The organism is Nonomuraea sp. ZG12 (assembly GCF_052068115.1).
Classification (GTDB): domain Bacteria; phylum Actinomycetota; class Actinomycetes; order Streptosporangiales; family Streptosporangiaceae; genus Nonomuraea.
This window is the reverse complement of sequence record NZ_JBQHCW010000002.1, coordinates 330,583-348,193: the sequence shown is the minus strand read 5'-3', so window position 1 is coordinate 348,193 and position 17,611 is coordinate 330,583. Positions and strand designations below refer to the sequence as shown.

The following is a 17,611-nucleotide window of genomic DNA, read 5'->3' as shown; positions in this document are numbered from 1 at the left end:
CGTCAGCTCTCCCGCCCCTCGACGCCGAGCCCGAGGACGAACCGGTCGGGGAAGATCCCCTGGGTGCGCTCGATCCGCCCCTCGGGCGGCGGCAGCAGGCGCACCCCGGGACGCAGCAGCAGACGGCGTACGGTCTCGGCGACCACCACCCTGGCCGGATGGACGCCGAGACAGGCGTGATGGCCGTAGCCGAAGAACAGCTGATGGTGGCCCGGCCGGTCGAGCCGGAACTCCTCGGGCTCCGGCACCACGTCCGCGTCGAACATGGCCGACGCCGGTGACGCCAGCACGAACGTGCCCGCCGGGATCACCGTGCTGCGCGCGGTGCCGGCGGCCAGGACGTGGTCGCGCTCGCAGAGCCGGGGGAGCAGCTTGAAGAACGGGTTGAACCGCAGCGCCTCCCAGACGTAGCGGTCGAAGCGCTCCGGGTCGCCGGCGGAGGCGGTGGCCTGGGCCAGCGTCTCGGGGCGGAGCAGAAGCTGCTCGACCGCCTCCACCATGGCGCCGGGCGCGCTCTCCACGAAGCCCAGGGGCAGGCCGGCCATGTTGATCACGATGCGGTCGTCGGGCAGGTCGGAGCGGGCCAGCCGGGCGAAGACGTCGTCGGGCCGGTCGTGCCTCGCCCGGTATTCGGCGAGCCGGTCGCGCAGGTAGCCGATCATCTCCGTGCCCGCGCGGACCGACGCGGCCTGGATGCCCGGGTCTCCCAGGAAGTTGGCGAAGCCGTCGGTGACGACGGCCCGCGTCCAGCGCGACAGCGTCTGCTGGTCGGGGCCGGGAAAGCCGAAGTAACGCGCGCACACGCCCAGGGCGACGGGCCGGAACAGCTCGTGGACCGCCTCCACGCGCCCGTCGGGCCAGGCGATGTCCAGCAGCTCGTCGGCGAGGCTCCCGGCCAGCTCGCGCACGTCGGCCACGTCACGCGGGTCGAGCATGACCTGCATCAGGCCCTTCTCCCGCCAGTTCATCGCCGTGGCGTCCCTGCCCAGCATGAACGGGCCGCCCAGCGCGGCGTCCAGACGCGGCCCGAAGGCGCGCACGGAGAAGACCTCCTCACGGGAGAGCACCTCGGTGACGTCGGCGTAGCGGGTCACGACCGTGAAGGCGGGGGTGACGAAGATGGGCCGCCGCTCCCGGAGCTCGGCGAACAGGGTCCGCCACTCCGTGCGCATCCACTCCTGGACCAGGCCGAACGCGGCCAGAGGATCACGGGCGAGCGCCTCCTCGTATCTCTCCAGATGGCCACCCGTGGTCGCTTGGCCGACAGCACCCATGCCGTGGCACCCCTTCCGCCTGATTTCGGAGCGAACAGCGATGATCACGCTGTGCAACCACAATCTAGGGACGTGTCAGGTATTTCTTCATGGCTACGGAGCGCATTGTTTTGCTTCCATTGAGTGACGAAGTCGTCACTGTCAGGTCATAGCCGCATGGCGGGGATCCGGCCATTGAATAGGTGCCCCATCGTCTGGCTCCTGAGGAGGCAGTGTGACCTCGTCATCCACGCCCCGGCCGGGCTCGGCCCTGGTGGAGACGGTGGCGGTCACCACCGGCCGCCGCGCCGTCTACCTGGTCGTGCTGGTCGTGCTGCCTGTGCTGCTGCTGGCCCTCGCGGTGCCCGCCGCCTGGGGGTGGGGCGTCGGGCCGCGCGACCTGGTCATCGCGCTGGTGATGTACCTGGTCAGCATCTTCGGGATCGCCATCGGCTACCACCGGCTCTTCACCCATCGGGCCTTCAAGTGCCGCCGGGGGCTGCGGATCGCGCTCATGCTGGCCGGCGGGATGGCCGTCGAGGGGCCGGTCATGCTGTGGGCCGCCGAGCACCGCAGGCACCACAAGTACGCCGACCGCGAGGGCGACCCGCACTCGCCGTGGCGCTACGGCGACAGCGGCCTGGCGTTGCTGCGCGGCATGCTGCACGCCCACGTCGGCTGGTTCTACACCGCCCGCCGCCGCTCCAACGCCCAGCACTGGGTGCCGGACCTGCTGGCCGATCCGGACGTCCGGCGGTTCGACGCCGCCTATCCGGCGGTCGTGTTCGCGTCGTTCGCGCTGCCCGCCGCAGTCGGCGGGCTGTGGTCGATGTCGTGGGCGGGCATGTGGAGCGCGCTCTTCTGGGGCGGCCTGGTCCGTTACGCCGTGGTCCACCACGTCACCTGGTCGGTCAACTCCATCGCGCACACCTTCGGCGACCGCCCGTTCCGCACCCGGGACCGCTCCTCGAACGTGTGGTGGGTGGCGATGCTGACGCTCGGCGAGGGCTGGCACAACTGGCACCACGTGGAGCCGACCTGCGCCCGTCACGGCGTGCTCAAGGGCCAGTTCGACGCCAGCGCCCGGCTGATCCGCTGGTTCGAGCGGGCGGGCTGGGCCTACGCGGTGCGCTGGCCGAGCCCGTCCCGCCTCGCCGCCCACCGGCACGATCGGCCCCGGTGACGGCCGCTGGCCGATCATCCGCCGATGCGCCGCGAAATGTTCCTCGATCATCCGCCGGACGCGCCGCGAAACCGCTCGTCAGGACACTCTTGCATGGTCATGCAGTCCTGTGTATATACTTCTGCTCGTGTCCAAGGTACTCACCTCTCTGCCTGTCGGCGAGCGTGTCGGGATCGCCTTCTCCGGCGGCCTCGACACCTCCGTAGCGGTCGCGTGGATGCGCGAGAAGGGCGCGGTCCCGTGCACCTACACCGCTGACATCGGCCAGTACGACGAGCCCGACATCGCCTCCGTCCCCGGCCGGGCCACGGCCTACGGCGCGGAAGTCGCCCGGCTGGTCGACTGCCGGGCGGCTCTGGTGGAGGAGGGGCTCGCGGCGTTGGCCTGCGGGGCCTTCCACATCCGCTCCGGCGGCCGCACCTACTTCAACACCACCCCGCTCGGCCGGGCCGTCACGGGCACCCTGCTGGTGCGCGCCATGCTCGAGGACGGCGTGCAGATCTGGGGAGACGGCTCCACCTTCAAGGGCAACGACATCGAGCGGTTCTACCGCTACGGCCTGCTCGCCAACCCCTCGCTGCGGATCTACAAGCCGTGGCTGGACGCCGACTTCGTCAGCGAGCTCGGCGGCCGCAGGGAGATGTCGGAGTGGCTGCTCGACCGCGACCTGCCCTACCGTGACAGCACCGAGAAGGCCTACTCCACCGACGCGAACATCTGGGGCGCGACCCACGAGGCCAAGGCGCTGGAGCACCTCGACGCGGGCATCGAGATCGTCAACCCCATCATGGGCGTGCGGTTCTGGGACCCCGACGTCGAGATCGCCGCCGAGGACGTCACCGTCGGCTTCGAGCAGGGCCGGCCGGTGACCATCAACGGCAAGGAGTTCGCCTCCGACGTCGACCTGGTGCTGGAGGCCAACGCCATCGGCGGCCGGCACGGCATGGGCATGTCCGACCAGATCGAGAACCGGATCATCGAGGCCAAGAGCCGGGGCATCTACGAGGCTCCCGGCATGGCGCTGCTGCACGCCGCCTACGAGCGGCTGGTCAACGCGATCCACAACGAGGACACCCTCGCCAGCTACCACAACGACGGGCGGCGGCTGGGCAGGCTGCTGTACGAAGGCCGCTGGCTGGACCCCCAGGCGCTGATGGTCCGCGAGGCGCTGCAGCGCTGGGTCGGGACGGCGGTCACCGGCGAGGTGACGCTGCGGCTGCGGCGTGGCGAGGACTACTCCATCCTGGACACCTCCGGCACGGCGTTCAGCTACCACCCGGACAAGCTGTCCATGGAGCGCACCGAGGACTCCGCCTTCGGCCCGGTGGACCGCATCGGCCAGCTGACCATGCGCAACCTGGACATCGCCGACTCCCGCTCCAGGCTTGAGCAGTACGCGAGGCTCGGTCTGGTCGGCAGCGCGCACCCGGCGTTGATCGGCGCCGCGCAGCCGGCCCCGACCGAGCTGATCGGCGAGATGCCCGAGGGCGGAGCCGAGGCGATCGCCTCCCGTGGCGAGGTCCCCGAGGACGAGGCGCTGCTCGACCTGGCCGCGATGGAGTCCGGCACCGACTAGTGGACCTGGCGGGCGCGGGTTCTCCGCGCCCGCATAGGTGAGTGCGTATTTATCCACATTCCAATAGTTGAACCCCTGACGGTAGGGAGCCGTACCACGGCGAGAGAGAACCGAAGGGGTAATCATGAACATGCGCACCCTCACCGTCCCTGGCCTGTCCGTTGCCGCCGTCATGCTCGTCACCTCGCTCAGCCCGATCTCGGCGCAGGCCGGCACGCCCATCTATCTGGCCGCAGGACTCAAAGGCGCGAACGAGGTGTCCCCCCAAGGGGCCAAGGCGGGTGATCTGGACGGCAGCGCGCTCGCCGTGTTCCGCATCCATGGCCACCGGGTCGACTACGCCGTCCGGTGGGCCAAGATCGCAGCGCCCAGCGGGTTCCACATCCACCGGGGCCGATCAGGCGAGAACGGCGACGTCAAGGTCCCGTTCTTCGGCGAGGCGCTGCCCAACTCACTGCACGCCGTCAAGGGCACCGTCCTGGTCAAGGACCTCGACCTGCTCCGCCGCATCATCACCAACCCCGGCAACTGGTACGCCAACCTGCACAACGCCGAGTTCGCCCCCGGCGCCGTACGGGCTCAGCTGTACCGGATCCGCCCGGTACATCTGGACACGGTGCTGTCGCACGGGTTCGGCACCACGCTGACCACGCAGGCCGACGGGCGGCAGGAGGTGCCCGCGCCCGGCGTCAAGGTCGGCGACGACAACGGCCGCGCCGGATGGCTGGTGCAGCCGGAGGGCGACCGGGTGTGGTTCGCCAGCGCGTGGAAGCGGGTCGGCGCGCCGGTCGCCGCGCACATCCACCGCGCCCGCAAGGGGAAGAACGGTCCGGTGACGGTGCCCTTCTTCGAGGCGAAGAAGGGCCTGCCGCCCGGCGTCAACGGCCTCGCCGGCAGCGTGAAGACCGACGAAGCGCTGGCCCGCCGCATCTGGACCACCCCGAAGAACTGGTACGTGAACCTGCACACCGCCCAGTTCCCCGGCGGCGCGGTCCGTGGCCAGCTCTACAAGGGCGACTGGTAACCAGCCCGGCAGCCTGGATCACGCGCCGTACAGGCCCGTGCTCGTGCGGCGCGTCCTCCGTGTGGCGCGTCTCTCGTGCGGCGGTCCTTCGCGGGGACCTGTCACCGGTTCGCGAGCGTGTGCTCGATCGCCGCCACGGCGTCGGCGATGCCGTCCTCGGTGGCCATGCGGTCGGCCAGCGCTCGCGCCTCGGCGGTCGAGTCCGAGGCGGCGGTGATGGCCGTGGCCAGCCGGGCGGTGGTGAGGCGGCCGGTGAGCGGCGCGGGTGCGACGCCCAGGCGGTGCAGGCGGTCGGCCCAGAACGGCTGGTCGCCCACGAACGGGCGGACGACCTGCGGGACGCCCGCGCGCAGGGCCGCCGCGACCGTGCCCACGCCGCCGTGGTGCACCACCGCCGCCATCCGGGGCAGCAGCCAGTCGTGCGGCGCCTCGTCGATCACCAGCACCCCCTCGGCCTGCGGGTCCGGCCGCAGGCCGCCCCAGCCGGTGGCCAGCACGGCCCGCCGACCGGCCGCGCGGACCGCGTCGAGCACGGTACGGGTCAGGGCGGCGGGGTCGCGGGGGACCATGCTGCCGAAGCCGACGTAGACCGGCGGATCGCCCGCCTCCAGGAACGCGACCAGCCGGTCGGGCGGAGTCCAGGCGTCGCCGGCGGGCAGCGTCCAGAAGCCGGTGGGCCGGGCGGTGGCGGGCCAGTCGTCGGGCGCCGGCAGGAGGTGCCGGCTCCAGCCGTGCAGCACCCTGCCCGCCTTGACCAGGTCGGCCACGGGACGGAACCCGGCTCGCAGGCCGAGGGCTTCCTCGCGCCACCTGCGCACCGTCCCCCGGTAGGGCGCCTCCACCGCCGCCGCGATCCGCCAGCCGGCCCGGTTGAGCGCACGCGGGAGCCGTACGGGAACGATGGGGGAGGTGAACTCGTCCGTCGGCACGTAGAGGGGGAGGAGCAGGCCGGCGAGGGCCGGCACGCCGAGCTTCTCGGCGATGTACGGCCCGCCGAGGGACTTCGGGTGATAAATGACCACATCGGGATGTTGGTCGACCAGCGTGGCCTGGTCGTCGAGCAGGCGGCGGAGCATCGGCTTGACAGAGCGGGCGGCGGTGACGGCCGCCCTGACGCCGCCTCTGGCCGCGTCCTGCAGGTCGAGCATCTCGTCGTTGAGCGGCACGTAGTCGATCCCGTGCCGCGTGGCCAGGGAGCCGAACCGGCGCGGGGCCGCCACGACCGGCCGGTGCCCGGCGGCGCGCAGGCCGGCGGCCAGCGCGAGGTACGGCTGCACGTCCCCACGGCTGCCCACGGTGATGAGCAACGGTCTCATCGCTCGTCCTTCAGGCGGTCCCAGTCGTCCAGGAGGCTGGGGAAGCGCTCCATCATGAACGCGTACATGTCGCGCATCAGCTCCAACCGCCTCCTGCGCCCCGGATCGTCGCCGACCGCGCGCAGGCCCTGGTCGGCCAGCTTGCGGAAGCTCTCGAACTCGGCCATCTTCGCGCGGAAGGCGCGGGCGAAGACGTCCTCGGCCAGGCGGTAGCGGTCCCGCCGCTCGCCCCGCACCCGGAAGCGCTCGACCATGCCCGCCTGCTCCAGCTGGCGCAGGGCGATGCTCATGCTGCTCTTGGCCACCGCCAGCGCCTCGGCGAGCTGGGGCGCGTCCGCGCTGTCGGCGTCGGCGGTGAGCAGCCAGCCCATGACCCGCCCGGACGTGCGGCTCAGGCCGAGCCGCTCGTAGAAGAGCCCGGCGTCCTCCACGAAATGATCGATGCTCATGCGTCGAATCTATCGCATTGTTCGGACGAATCCGAACAGAAAATCTCGCACATCTCTTATTTCATCTAGGTACTGTAAGAACATGGCGGGTCTCGAACGCATAACGCAGCCCACGCTGGACGTGCTCGAGGTGTTGGTGCGCGCCTTCGAGGAGGACGCGCGGGTCCACGGCTGGGCGATCATGAAATGGACGGGCCGGGCCGGGCCGACCGTCTACAAGGTGCTCGACCGGCTGGAGAAGGCCGGCTGGATCACCGGCGAATGGGAGCAGCTCGCCCCCGATCAGGCCGGGCCCCGGCGCCGCTTCTACCGGCTGACCGGTGAGGGCGCTCCGGCGGCTCAGGCCCTTCTGGCGCAACGCCGGCCCGCCGCACTCAAGGCACGCCCCGCGCTCGGCTTCGGCCGGTTGCCGCGTGAGGCCCGATGAGCGGCTGGGAGATCGTCCTCGGCGTCGTCGCGGGCCTGGTCGTCAATGAGCTGACCGAGATGTCTCCCTGGCTGGCGCGCAGGCTCGTCACCTGGTCCGCGCATCACCGGTACGAGGACCCGGAGCGAGCGGCCCTGCGCGCCGAAGAGCTCACCGCGCTGATCGACCACCGGCCCGGCAAGCTCTTCAAGCTGGTCACGGGCATGTCCTTCGCGGCCTCGGCCGTCGTCGCGGTGGCCGGCCGGCGCACGGACCGGCGGGCCGCGTCGGCGATGCCATGGCAGGCCGGCCTCTACCTGGCCGTCGTCCTGGTGAGCTCCGGCGCGCTCGTCGGCCACATCGTGCTGTCCGGCCTCGCGTCCGTGACGGGCAGCTGGGGCCTGCTGCTGGTCCTCGGACTGCTCTTCGTCGTGTGCGACTCGATCCCGACCTGGTTCAGGACGCAGGAGTTCCTGGCCTCCCTGAGCTTCCTGGCCGTGCTGATCACCGTGACCCTCGTGGGTCCCGAGGGCGCCGCCCTGGTCGGACTGACCGGCGCGCTGAAGGTCCGCCACGGACACCCGCTGCGGAAACGCCTGTTCAACGGCGCCCAGTTCGCCATCGGGGGCTATGCGGCGGGCTGGGTGTACCAAGCGCTGGGCGGCGGCACCGGCATGCCACGGCTCAACGATCTGTACGGCTTCGTCACGCCTTACGCCGCGGCCACCGCGGTCTTCATCGCGGTCAACCTGATGTTCACCCTGGTGATGATCAGGCTCGCCTCCGGGCCGGGCATCCTGACCACGGCACAGCTCGGCGGCCTGTCCCGGTTCGCCGTCGCCTACCTGGGCTGCGGAGTCCTCGGGCTGTTCACCGCCGGCCTGTGGGCGACCTTCGGCCCCTACTCCCTGGTGCTGCTCCTGGCGCCGTCCATGGTGATCCCTCTCGTCCATCGGACGCCCCGTCGCCTCGGCTCCGGCGGCTGAGGACGCCGGCCGCGATACTGCCCCAAAAGCGGTCTCCTCTTGAACGGGGCATTACGTCATTCCGGGTAGCAACACACCAGGTCAACGCCAGCCCGGAGGCTGACGGCGATGACCGGGCGACCGCTCGCTTATCGGGGGGTTGGCGAGCGGACGCCGGATGATGATGGCGGGCCGGGTGGCACGGGGCCGCCCGGCCCTACGGGCGTGCCGGGGCCCCAACCGCGTGGTCGGCCTCGTCCCCGAGGCGGCGGGCCAGCGCGATGGCGAAGTCGTCGACGGCGTATTCGAGCACCCTGGAGGTCGCCACGACGGGGTCCGCACCATGGACTCCAGCGCGCCCCGCCGGTCGTAGCCGGTGCCGCCGAACGCGTCCATCTCCGACACCACGACCTGCGGCGAGCGATAACGGAACACCGATGGGTGATCGGGGGAACTCAGCTCTCCAGCAGCGGCATGCGCAGCACGAACCGCGCGCCGACGTCGGAATCCTCGATGGTGAGCGTGCCTCCGTGGTTCTCCGCGATCTCGCGGGCGATGGTGAGCCCGAGCCCGGTGCCCCCGGCGTCGATGTTGCGTGAGGCGTCGAGGCGGGCGAAGCGCTGGAACACCGTTTCCCGCTGGTCGGGCGCGATGCCGGCGCCGTCGTCGAGGACCTCCAGCACGGCCCGGTCGTCCTGCCGCCGCACGGTCACCGTGATCTGCGACTCGGCGTGCCGCTCGGCGTTGTCCAGCAGGTTCGTCAGGAGCCTGGCCAGGCGCAGCCGGTCGCCCATGACGACCACGCCCGTGTGCACCCGGGTGATGATGTGCTTGGTGCCCGGCCGGTGGGTCTCGGCGGCGACCAGCTCGCCCAGGTTCACGGGCTCACGGTGGGACGGGGCGCCCGTGTCCAGTTTGGTCAGCGTGAGCAGGTCGGTGACGATGGCCTGGAGCCGGTCCAGGCTGGCCATCAGCGCGGTGGCGGTCGCCGGCCAGTCGGCTTGGTCGGGGTGGAGCATGGCCTCCTCGACCTGGGTGCGCATCGCCGTGATGGGGCTGCGCAGGTCGTGCGAGGCGTCCCCGGCGAACCTGCGCTGCTGCTCCATCGCCGCCTCCTGCTTCGCCCTCGCGGCTTCCAGCCGTTCCAGTGTCTGGTTGGCGGTCTCGGCCAGGGTCCTGATCTCGTCGTCCAGGTTCTCCGGGACGGGCAGGCGCATCCCGCCTCCGTCCGCGGTGATCTCGGCCAGGTGCCTGGTGATGCTGTTGACGGGCGCGAGGGTCTCGGCCACCACATGCGACACCCCCAACCAGGTCAGGGCGATCAGCGCCGCCGTCACGCCGATCTGGAACATCAGCACCTCGGGGCTGACGTACCAGGGCACGTCCGGGGCGAGGGCGTAGACGAGCCAGGTGCCGTCGGGCTGGTACGCCGTCATGACGGTCACGACGTGACACCGGCCGGGCAGCCCGGGCAGGTCGCAGAGCTCGGCGACTCCGTTGGCCTGGCCCGGAAGGGGGATCGCCGAGGTCAGCCGGGGCAGGCCCGCGAGGTTCGGCGTCGAGGCGGCCACCCGCCCGGCGGCGTCCACCACCTGGACGCCGTCGAGGCCGCGGGCGTCCAGCACCTTGGGCAACCGATCACGCTTGATCGTGAGGAGCACCGGCACGGCCTTGCCGAACGATTCGTGCGCCCGGATGCTGATGGCCTGGTTGTGGATGCTGTACAGCACGATGGCATTGACCACGATGCTCAGCAGCAGCATGGCGATGCTGGCGAACAGTGCCAGCCGCACCCTCAGCGACCGGCCCACCCGTCTGGACATGCACACCCCGGAATCCAGAGGATCACGCCGGGATGCGTTCACCATAATCCAGGGAGATTCCCGTACGAATCCGCATATGGACCGAGTGCGGCAGTGTGGCGCGGCGGTCAGGGGCCGCCGCGCCACCGGGTGTCCGGAGTGTCCGGGTGGGGTTCGCCGAGGTCAGCCCGCGCTGCAGGAGACCGTCGGCCAGGTCCAGTTGCCGTTGTGCTCGATCGTCACGCCCCAGTTGTTGCCGTTGCCGTTGGGCCTGGCGGTCAGCACCTGCGAGCTGGGATAGCTGGCGCTGATGTTCCACGTGGACAGGACCCGCGCTGGGGACGGCACGTTCATCGTCACGGTCCAGTTGCTGGAACCGCTCACCGAGACGTTCAGGTTGTACCGGTCGCTCCACTGCGAACCCGCGGACAGGGAGGCGGTGCAGCCGCCACCGGGGTTCCCCGGGTTGCCGGGGTCGCCGCCGCCGGGGGTGCCGCCCACCGTGATGTTGGAGTTCCCGCTGCTCTGGTAACCCTCGGTGGCGAGGATCATGTAGTCATGGTTGCCGAGATTCATGCCATTTCTGGCCCATGCGTCGAAATGGTTGCCGGACGTTATCGTGCCGCCCGTTTTCTTTGACTGGCGAACGCTCCAGAACTGGGGGAATGTCCGGGTGCCTTCAATGGAGGGAGCGTCGTACCGCATCGTCTGGTAGATGTCGTACGTCCCGCCGTCGCTGGTGACCGTGCCCTTGTACGTGCCGGTGGGACGATAGGTGCCCCAGTTGTCGACGATGTAATACTCGACGAGCGGGTTGCGCGTCCAGCCGTAGAGGGTCAGATACGCGTTGCCGGACGGATTGAAGCTGCCCGAGTAATTCACCGACCGGCGTCCGCCGGTGCTCCAGCCTTTACCGGCGACGAAATTCCCGGTGTTCCTCCATGAGGTGCTGTAGTTGCCTCCGGACCCCAGTTCCATGGAGACCGTGCCCTGGCTGTCGGTCCAGAAGGAGTAGAAGTAGCCGTTGTTGGTGCCGGTCTGGTTCGTGGTGATGGCCGCGTGCGCGATGCCGGGCAGCATCGCGAGGGCGGCGGCCAGCGCCACGACGCAGGCACGGGCGAGGAACAGCCACGTGCGGCCGCGTCTGCGACTCCTCGGGTGGGCGGGGTTCATGTGCGTGCTTCCTCCTCGGTGAAGGCTGGCGGGCCAGGAAGCGGGATACGACCCGGTTCGACAGTGGGTGGGCTGTCGATGGCGCCAGTGTTCGTCCGGCTTTGACAGGCTGTCAACGACGCCCGTGCGAACGCGAAGATCTTCTGTGTGAGAAATTTTCGGCTTCGCTGTCCGCCCTGGTCGGCACACCGACTGGATCGATCTGGGCGGGCGATGCGGATGAAACTTTCAAGTCTTCACCGAAACATTCGGCCGCGTTTCGGAAGTCCGTGTTGACATTATGCAGGCAAATACCTGCATAATGAGGCCGTGGCCGCAGACACGGACAAGGTCTTCAAGGCGCTGGCCGACCGGACCCGGCGCCACCTCCTGGACAGACTGCACGAGCGCAACGGGCAGACGCTGGGCGAGTTGTGCGCGCACGTGGACATGGCGCGCCAATCGGTGACCCAGCATGTGGCCGTCCTGGAGGCCGCCAACCTGATCAGCACGGTCCGGCGGGGGCGGGAGAAGCTGCACTACCTCAATCCCGTCCCCCTGCACGAGATCCAGGAACGCTGGATCGACAAGTACGAGACGCCGCGTCTCCGGGCGCTGAGCGACCTGAAGCGACGAGCAGAGGAGCAGAACATGGCCGACAAGCCGACTTTCGTGTACGTCACCTATATCGAGAGCACACCGGAGAAGGTCTGGCACGCGCTGACCGACGCCGACCTCTCCGCCGAATACTGGGGCCACAGCAACGTCTCGGACTGGCAGGTCGGCTCCACCTGGCAGCACCTGCGCACCGACGGCTCGGGGATCGCCGATGTCGTCGGCACGGTTCTGGAGACCGTGCCGCCCAAGCGGCTGGTGATCACCTTCGGCGAGCCGTCCCAGGTCACCTTCGACATCGAGCCCCACGGTCAGATCGTCAGGCTCACCGTCACCCACGAGAATCTCGCCACCCAGGAGGACTACGACGTGATCTCCGCCGGATGGCCGGCCATCCTGGCCAACCTCAAGTCCCTCCTGGAGACCGGCCACGTCCTCCCGCAGGCGCCGTGGGAGATGCACGCGGAGCTCAGGGCCGAGCAGATGGCCTCCAACGACCCCCAGTGAGACACCGGTCGCCCCCTCCCAGGCGATGGGAGGGGGCGACCGGCTCCCCCTGGGGTGGCGTCACCGCCACGCCACCCCGGGCGCTCAGGTGAAGGAGATCCGGCCCGATCCGGTCACCTGGGTGAAACCGGAGGGCGCGGTGCACTGCCGCAGGTCGGACGTCAGGGTCCCGGTGCCGCTGAACTGACGGCCGTTGAGCCGGCCGGAGACGACGTCGCCCTGCAGCAGGTTGTCGGCCAGGGTGGCGCTGCCCGCGTGCTGGGCGGAGAGGTTTGAGGTGCCGACCGCCTGGCCCTGCGCGTTGCGCCAGGTGATCGTGGCGCTGGCCTTCAGGTCGGCGATACTCCGGCAGCTGGCCAGGGCCGTGCCGCTGACCTCCGCCCTGCCCGAGGCGATGTCGGTGATCGCCCCGTTGGGCGAGGTGCAGTTCTCCAGCAGGATGACCCCCTGCCCGTTGGTCTGCTGCGGCGCCGCGTCGCGCAGCGCCGGGGTGAGGGTGATGGGGTGGTTGGGGGCGGTGCGCGCGGCGCAGGTCAGCCTGGCCGGAGCCGGCGCCGGGGCGACGAACGCCGACACCGCTGCCGTCGCGCCGGGCGTGGACTGAGCAGAGCCCGTGGACGCCAGGAACGGCACCGCGAGAGCGGCCGTCACGGCGGCGAGGGCGAGCCCACGGGTGCGGCTGAGACATGACTGACGAATCATCGAGTCCTCCGAGAAGCGATTACCATGGGTCAGCGGTTGGCGACTCTTTGTAACATGATTGCCTGACCTTTGAACAGGAGGCGGCCGCATGACGCTGTCATCGCGCACGTCGGCCGGCGGGCTGCGGCCACTTCCCGGCGCGGGCCGCCGCCCCCTCTGGTGGCGCCTCGGTGACCTGGCCGCGCGCCGTCATCGGGCGGTCCTCGCCGTGTGGCTGGCGCTGGCGGCCGGATCGGCCGTCTTGATCCCCGGCCTGGTCGAGCGCGCCATCGCCCCTGCCGTACGGGTCGAGGGCGCCACCTCCCTCGCGGGGGCGCGCCTGGTGGAGCAGGGGTTCCCGCAGCTGGGCGCCGAGCAGATGATGATGATCTTCGCCTCGGCGACGCTCTCCGACGCCGACGAGCCCTACCAGCGAGCGCTCCACGACACGGTGCGGGCCGCGTCCGCCGTGCCTCAGGTGGGCGGCGTGCGATTGCTGCCCGTCCTGCCGGGCCAGGACCGGCGGCACGCGTACGCGATCGTGGGGGTCAACGGCGACCAGCGGGCCCGTCAGGCGACGCTGCCGCTGCTGCTCAGCGCCGCGAAGCAGGCCGCGAGCCGGGCGTCAGGCTCGCGCGTGGACGTCCATCTGGTCGGCGAGAGCGCCCTGCTGGCCGAGGAGAAGCGCACCGACCTGGCCGACCTGCGCCGCGCCGAGCTCCTGGCCGTCCCCCTGTCCCTGCTGGTGCTGCTGGTCGGGCTCAGATCGGCCGGGGCCGCCCTGGCCGTCATGGGCGTGGCCGGGACGGTCACCGTGACCACCCTCGGCGTGCTGGCGCTGGGGAGCCTGCTCGGCATGCCGGCCGACACGTTCATGCTGGCCGTGGCGGCCACCGTCGGGCTGGCGCTGGGCCTGGACTACGCCCTGCTGACCCTCTTCCGCTACCGCCACTCCCGGACCGCCGGGCATGCCCCGCACCAGGCCGCCGCCATCGCCGTGACCACGGCCGGACGGACCGCGAGCTGGTGCGCCGTGGGCGTCGCGCTGACGGCGGCGACGTTGCTGGTGGTGCGCACCCCCATGATCCGCGCCATGGGCGCGGCGGCGAGCCTGTCGGCCGTGGTCGCCGCGGCGGCGGCCGTCACGCTGCTCCCGGCCGTCCTCGTCGCCGCCGACCGCTGGCTCCTCCGCCGGGGCCCCCACCCGCGCGCGGAAGCCCGGCCCTCGCGCTTGCGCGCGGAAGCCCGGCGATCAGGTCCGCGCCCCTGGGCCCGGCGCCGGGGGCAGGCCGGGGGGTGGGGCCGGTGGGCGCGGCACCTCATGCGGCATCCCGTCGCCTACACGCTGGCCTGCGCCGGGACGCTGCTCGTCGCCGCCGCGCCGGTGACCGAGCTACGGCTGGGCTTCGACCTGGACCGCGCCTCGATCGCCGAGACCGACTTCGGCCGGGGCCTGGCGTACATGGAGGCCGACCAGATCTCCTCGGCCCTGGGCGTGGTGCTGCCCCACCCGGCGGGCGCGCCGCCCGCCGACACCACCGCCCTGGTCGCCGCGCTCGAACGGGACGCCAGGGTGGCCTTCACGACCTCGGTCGACAACGGCAGGGACCTGACCATCGTCGTCGTCATCATCCGTACGCACATCGACGAGCCCGCCACCACGGCGCTGGCCAGGCAGATCACCCGGGAGCTCGTCCCGGCGGCGCTGCCCCCCGGCCAGGACGCTTTCGTGACCGGACCGAACGTGATCTTTTCCGACCTCATGGAGGAGACCACCACCCAGCTCGGCACGGTGGTCCTGCTGGTGCTGGGCTGCTCGCTGATCTTCCTCCTGGTGACCTTCCGCAGCATCCTGCTGCCGATCAAGGCCGTGCTGATGAACGTGCTGGCCGTCACCGCCGCGTTCGGCCTGCTGACCCTGGCCACCCGCCACCTGCCGCACCTGGTCGGCAGCCAGGTCAACACGCTGATCCCGCTGCTGGCGTTCACCCTGGTCTTCGGCCTGTCGATCGACTACGAGATCTTCCTCATCCACCGCATCGGCGAGCACTACCACGCCATCGGGGACAACACCGCCGCCGTCGTCCACGGCCTGCGGCACACCGCTCGCCCCATTACCATGGCCGCCGCCGTCATGGTCGTCACGTTCGCCGCGTTGCTCACCGCGCACCGCTACCACCTGGTCCAGCTCGGCCTCGCCGTCGCCATCGCGATCACCCTGGACGCGACGGTCATCAGGCTCGCGCTCGTCCCGGCGCTGATGCGCCTGCTCGGCACCCGCAACTGGTGGCTTCCCAAGCCGCTGGCCCGCCTGCTGCGGGGTCATTCGTCCAGATGGCGCTGGGCGGCGTAAAGGCCGAGGGCACGGACCATGACCGTGTGCCGGTTGACGGGCAGGAGCTCCTGCAGGGGCCGCCATGCCTGGTCGATGGCCTGGCGGGCGTCCGCCAGCGAGGCCGCGGTGGCGCCGCAGTCCTCCAGGGCGCCGACGATCTCCCGCGCGGCGGCCGGGGCGGCGTTTCCCGCGCGGACGACGTCCCAGACCTCCCGCAGCCGGGCCCGCGGCAGGAGCGGGACGGCGTGCGCCAGGGGGTAGGTGACCTTGCCCTCGCGGATGTCCTCGCCGGGCAGTTTGGCGACGCGGGAGCCGGGATCTCCGGGACGGGCCAGCAGGGCGCGCAGGTCGGCGACGTCGTCACTGATCTGGTACGCCAGCCCCACGGTCTCGTAGTAGGCGCTGATCGCGGCCAGCAGTTCGCCGTTGGCGCCAGCGAGTATCGCCCCGAACTCGCCGATTCCGCGCACCACGCCGCCGGTCTTGAGCCGGTGCGTGGTGCGCACCCGCTCCAGCACGGCGGCGGCGTCGCCCGAGACCACGGCGGCCTCCATGGCCTCGTGGTGACCGAGGATGTCGAGCGCCTGGCCGGCGTGATTGCGGCGCATGCCGTCCAGATACGCCTGGTAGAGGCGTAGCCGCCGCTCCGGGTCGTCGGGCAGCAGGTGCCGTACGACCTGGTCGAAGACGAGGTAGGCGTGCGTGCCGGTGTTGATGGCGGTGGCCTGGCCGAACACCTGGTGGACGGCGGGCCGTCCCCGGCGCGTCGGCGCGTTGTCCTCGACGTCGTCGACGATGAGGCTGGCCGTGTGCAGCAGCTCGGCCAGCGCCGTCAGCGCCCGGTACGGGCGGCTGCTGACGCCCTGCATCTCCATCGCGGCGATCGCCGCGTAGCTGCGCCAGCCCCTGCCCATGGCGTCGGCCAGGTGCCGGACCGGCGCCACCAGCGAACGGTGCAACGACTCTGCGACGACGTCGACCGGCCAGCGAGAGCCGGGGGCGAGTCCGGCGAGCACGGTGATGGCCTCAGGCTCGGGGGCGTCGGGGTAGAGGCGTACGACCTCGGCATGGGTGATCGCGCGCAAGCCCTCCAGGTGGCCCTCGAAGTCGAGGATCCGGTTTACCGGCAGCACCTCCAACAGGCCGTCGCCGTGAACCGGCCTGCCGTGCAGCTCTCCCTCGGCGGTGGCGGCGGCCGCCAGCAGGGCTCCCGGCCCGATGACCGTGGGCCGCTCCTGCTCGGCGAAGCGAGCGGCCACCCGCAGCGACAGACCCGCCTCGGGTGCGTCGACGCGCCAGACGGTGGGGTAGGAGGCGAGCGTGACGATGGACGTCCAGGACTCGCCGGGGTCGAGCCGGGCCGGGGCTTCCTGGCGGGTGCCGTCCGGTGCCACCAGCACCACGGACGCGGGCCGCCTGGCCGTCATCCCGCTCGCGACGTCGACGGAGCCGGACTGGCAGGCCACCACGTCCCAGCCGTTGTCCAGGTGCAGCGCGATCCAGGTTCGTTCGCGGTCGACCGGTGGCCGGCCGCCGTCCTGCGGCAGCTCGGCGGCGCCGAAGGCCCGCTGGTAGAGCGCCAGGCCGCTCATCCGGACCGGCGGGTGCCCCGGCCTGCTCCAGGTGGCGTCGGCCGCCAGGCGGGGCATGAGGAAGGAGCAGCGCGACTCGTCGACGCCGAGCGGCGCCCCCTGGTACAGCGACTCCCGCACGGCGGGTTTCAGCGCCCGCAGCCGTAGCTCCCATGTCTCGTCGTCGCCGCGCAGCACGACGTGGTAGGCGCCCTCGGCGGGCGCGGACAGCTCCGCGACGCCGCCGAAGTCGAGGCACAGCCGATCGGCCGCCAGGGCGACCGGTCCGGGCAGCAGCCGGTCGGGACCGATCGGCCTCCCGCTCGCGCACGCCTCCCGCACCGCCTCACCGACCGACGGGTCCCATCCTCTGGAGGTGTCGAGACAGATCAGCTCCACCGCGCCGGCGTCGCGCCACGTCTGTTCCCGGTACGTCGAGCTCTCCGGCACGCTGTACGTCCAGCCGCAGCCATGGGAGACCAACCGGCCGCCGTCCGGCCTGGTGGTGCGGTGGGCGACGAACTCGATCATCAGCCGACGCTCCACCCCACCCCCGTCGCACAGCCCGGTGACGAACCGCCACGCGTCGTGGCCGCAGTCCAGCCGCGGCAGATCGTACGCACCCCGACCGTCCTGATCTGGCAGGTCGTCCATGCGTGCGTCGGGGGACGCGCCCGGCTGGCTTTCATGCTTGACGGTCGGCTCAAGCGCCACGCGCCCACTCCCTCTCGTCCATGACGATCCGCGATCGGGTGATCGCCGACTGTCATGATGGT

Annotated in this window: 14 protein-coding genes; 7 read left to right on the top strand and 7 right to left on the bottom strand. The window is 71.2% G+C overall.

Annotated features, from left to right (window positions below; translation table 11 throughout):
* Positions 1 to 2: 2 nt before the first annotated feature.
* A complete protein-coding gene (locus ACTMTF_RS08640; protein ID WP_441110104.1) occupies positions 3 to 1,274 on the bottom strand; it encodes a cytochrome P450 in 1,272 nt (423 codons plus the stop codon).
* 214 nt (positions 1,275 to 1,488) lie between these two features.
* Here ACTMTF_RS08640 and ACTMTF_RS08635 point away from each other — a divergent pair, with 214 nt between their 5' ends.
* The 3 genes from ACTMTF_RS08635 (at position 1,489) to ACTMTF_RS08625 (ending at position 5,036) form a co-directional block, all read left to right on the top strand.
* Positions 1,489 to 2,436, top strand: coding sequence for an acyl-CoA desaturase (locus tag ACTMTF_RS08635; protein ID WP_441110103.1), 948 nt, complete (start codon positions 1,489 to 1,491; stop codon positions 2,434 to 2,436).
* Between the two features lie 127 nt (positions 2,437 to 2,563).
* Entirely contained in the window at positions 2,564 to 4,012 is a 1,449-nt protein-coding gene (gene argG / locus ACTMTF_RS08630; RefSeq protein WP_397016100.1) for an argininosuccinate synthase, read from the top strand.
* 124 nt (positions 4,013 to 4,136) lie between these two features.
* The gene (locus ACTMTF_RS08625; RefSeq protein WP_441110102.1) at positions 4,137 to 5,036 is read left to right on the top strand and encodes a CHRD domain-containing protein; all 900 of its coding nucleotides are present in this window, start codon (positions 4,137 to 4,139) and stop codon (positions 5,034 to 5,036) included.
* Between the two features lie 101 nt (positions 5,037 to 5,137).
* On the opposite strand, the gene ACTMTF_RS08620 is transcribed toward ACTMTF_RS08625, so the two are convergent.
* Both ACTMTF_RS08620 and ACTMTF_RS08615 read right to left on the bottom strand, forming a co-directional pair.
* Positions 5,138 to 6,352, bottom strand: a complete 1,215-nt coding sequence (locus ACTMTF_RS08620) for a glycosyltransferase (protein WP_441110101.1) — start codon at positions 6,350 to 6,352, stop codon at positions 5,138 to 5,140.
* The gene (locus tag ACTMTF_RS08615) at positions 6,349 to 6,801 is read right to left on the bottom strand and encodes a GbsR/MarR family transcriptional regulator (protein ID WP_441110100.1); all 453 of its coding nucleotides are present in this window, start codon (positions 6,799 to 6,801) and stop codon (positions 6,349 to 6,351) included. The genes ACTMTF_RS08620 and ACTMTF_RS08615 overlap by 4 nt, the downstream gene beginning before the upstream one ends.
* Positions 6,802 to 6,883: 82 nt before the next feature.
* Here ACTMTF_RS08615 and ACTMTF_RS08610 point away from each other — a divergent pair, with 82 nt between their 5' ends.
* Both ACTMTF_RS08610 and ACTMTF_RS08605 read left to right on the top strand, forming a co-directional pair.
* Positions 6,884 to 7,228 carry a PadR family transcriptional regulator gene (locus ACTMTF_RS08610; RefSeq protein ID WP_441110099.1) on the top strand — a complete coding sequence of 115 codons (345 nt, stop codon included), beginning with the start codon at positions 6,884 to 6,886 and terminating at the stop codon, positions 7,226 to 7,228.
* On the top strand, positions 7,225 to 8,193 hold the full coding sequence (locus ACTMTF_RS08605) for a hypothetical protein (protein ID WP_441110098.1): 969 nt from the start codon (positions 7,225 to 7,227) through the stop codon (positions 8,191 to 8,193). Before ACTMTF_RS08610 ends, ACTMTF_RS08605 begins: the two co-directional genes overlap by 4 nt.
* 434 nt (positions 8,194 to 8,627) lie before the next feature.
* Here the strand turns inward: ACTMTF_RS08605 and ACTMTF_RS08600 are convergent, their stop codons facing one another.
* Positions 8,628 to 9,995, bottom strand: coding sequence for a HAMP domain-containing sensor histidine kinase (locus ACTMTF_RS08600; protein ID WP_441110097.1), 1,368 nt, complete (start codon positions 9,993 to 9,995; stop codon positions 8,628 to 8,630).
* 162 nt (positions 9,996 to 10,157) lie between these two features.
* A complete protein-coding gene (locus tag ACTMTF_RS08595) occupies positions 10,158 to 11,147 on the bottom strand; it encodes a glycoside hydrolase family 11 protein (RefSeq protein WP_441110096.1) in 990 nt (329 codons plus the stop codon).
* A gap of 309 nt (positions 11,148 to 11,456) precedes the next feature.
* Between ACTMTF_RS08595 and ACTMTF_RS08590 the strand changes: the two genes are divergently transcribed.
* Positions 11,457 to 12,248: an ArsR/SmtB family transcription factor gene (locus tag ACTMTF_RS08590; RefSeq protein ID WP_441110095.1), complete on the top strand. Its 792-nt coding sequence runs from the start codon at positions 11,457 to 11,459 to the stop codon at positions 12,246 to 12,248.
* A gap of 84 nt (positions 12,249 to 12,332) precedes the next feature.
* Here the strand turns inward: ACTMTF_RS08590 and ACTMTF_RS08585 are convergent, their stop codons facing one another.
* A complete protein-coding gene (locus tag ACTMTF_RS08585) occupies positions 12,333 to 12,950 on the bottom strand; it encodes a hypothetical protein (RefSeq protein ID WP_441110094.1) in 618 nt (205 codons plus the stop codon).
* An 88-nt stretch (positions 12,951 to 13,038) separates the two neighbouring features.
* Here ACTMTF_RS08585 and ACTMTF_RS08580 point away from each other — a divergent pair, with 88 nt between their 5' ends.
* Positions 13,039 to 15,282 carry an MMPL family transporter gene (locus tag ACTMTF_RS08580; RefSeq protein WP_441110093.1) on the top strand — a complete coding sequence of 748 codons (2,244 nt, stop codon included), beginning with the start codon at positions 13,039 to 13,041 and terminating at the stop codon, positions 15,280 to 15,282.
* Here the strand turns inward: ACTMTF_RS08580 and ACTMTF_RS08575 are convergent.
* A complete protein-coding gene (locus ACTMTF_RS08575) occupies positions 15,252 to 17,549 on the bottom strand; it encodes a polyprenyl synthetase family protein (RefSeq protein ID WP_441110092.1) in 2,298 nt (765 codons plus the stop codon). The two genes, ACTMTF_RS08580 and ACTMTF_RS08575, sit on opposite strands and share 31 nt — an antisense overlap.
* Positions 17,550 to 17,611 lie beyond the last annotated feature (62 nt).

What these genes read in the sequence shown, in the direction of transcription:
- ACTMTF_RS08605 (WP_441110098.1), top strand. Translation starts at nt 7,225, where the DNA reads ATGAGCGGCTGGGAGATCGTCCTCGGCGTCGTCGCGGGCCTGGTCGTC.
- ACTMTF_RS08615 (WP_441110100.1), bottom strand. Translation starts at nt 6,801, where the DNA reads ATGAGCATCGATCATTTCGTGGAGGACGCCGGGCTCTTCTACGAGCGG.
- ACTMTF_RS08610 (WP_441110099.1), top strand. Translation starts at nt 6,884, where the DNA reads ATGGCGGGTCTCGAACGCATAACGCAGCCCACGCTGGACGTGCTCGAG.
- ACTMTF_RS08620 (WP_441110101.1), bottom strand. Translation starts at nt 6,352, where the DNA reads ATGAGACCGTTGCTCATCACCGTGGGCAGCCGTGGGGACGTGCAGCCG.
- ACTMTF_RS08580 (WP_441110093.1), top strand. Translation starts at nt 13,039, where the DNA reads ATGACGCTGTCATCGCGCACGTCGGCCGGCGGGCTGCGGCCACTTCCC.
- ACTMTF_RS08600 (WP_441110097.1), bottom strand. Translation starts at nt 9,995, where the DNA reads ATGTCCAGACGGGTGGGCCGGTCGCTGAGGGTGCGGCTGGCACTGTTC.
- ACTMTF_RS08625 (WP_441110102.1), top strand. Translation starts at nt 4,137, where the DNA reads ATGAACATGCGCACCCTCACCGTCCCTGGCCTGTCCGTTGCCGCCGTC.
- ACTMTF_RS08595 (WP_441110096.1), bottom strand. Translation starts at nt 11,147, where the DNA reads ATGAACCCCGCCCACCCGAGGAGTCGCAGACGCGGCCGCACGTGGCTG.
- ACTMTF_RS08640 (WP_441110104.1), bottom strand. Translation starts at nt 1,274, where the DNA reads ATGGGTGCTGTCGGCCAAGCGACCACGGGTGGCCATCTGGAGAGATAC.
- ACTMTF_RS08585 (WP_441110094.1), bottom strand. Translation starts at nt 12,950, where the DNA reads ATGATTCGTCAGTCATGTCTCAGCCGCACCCGTGGGCTCGCCCTCGCC.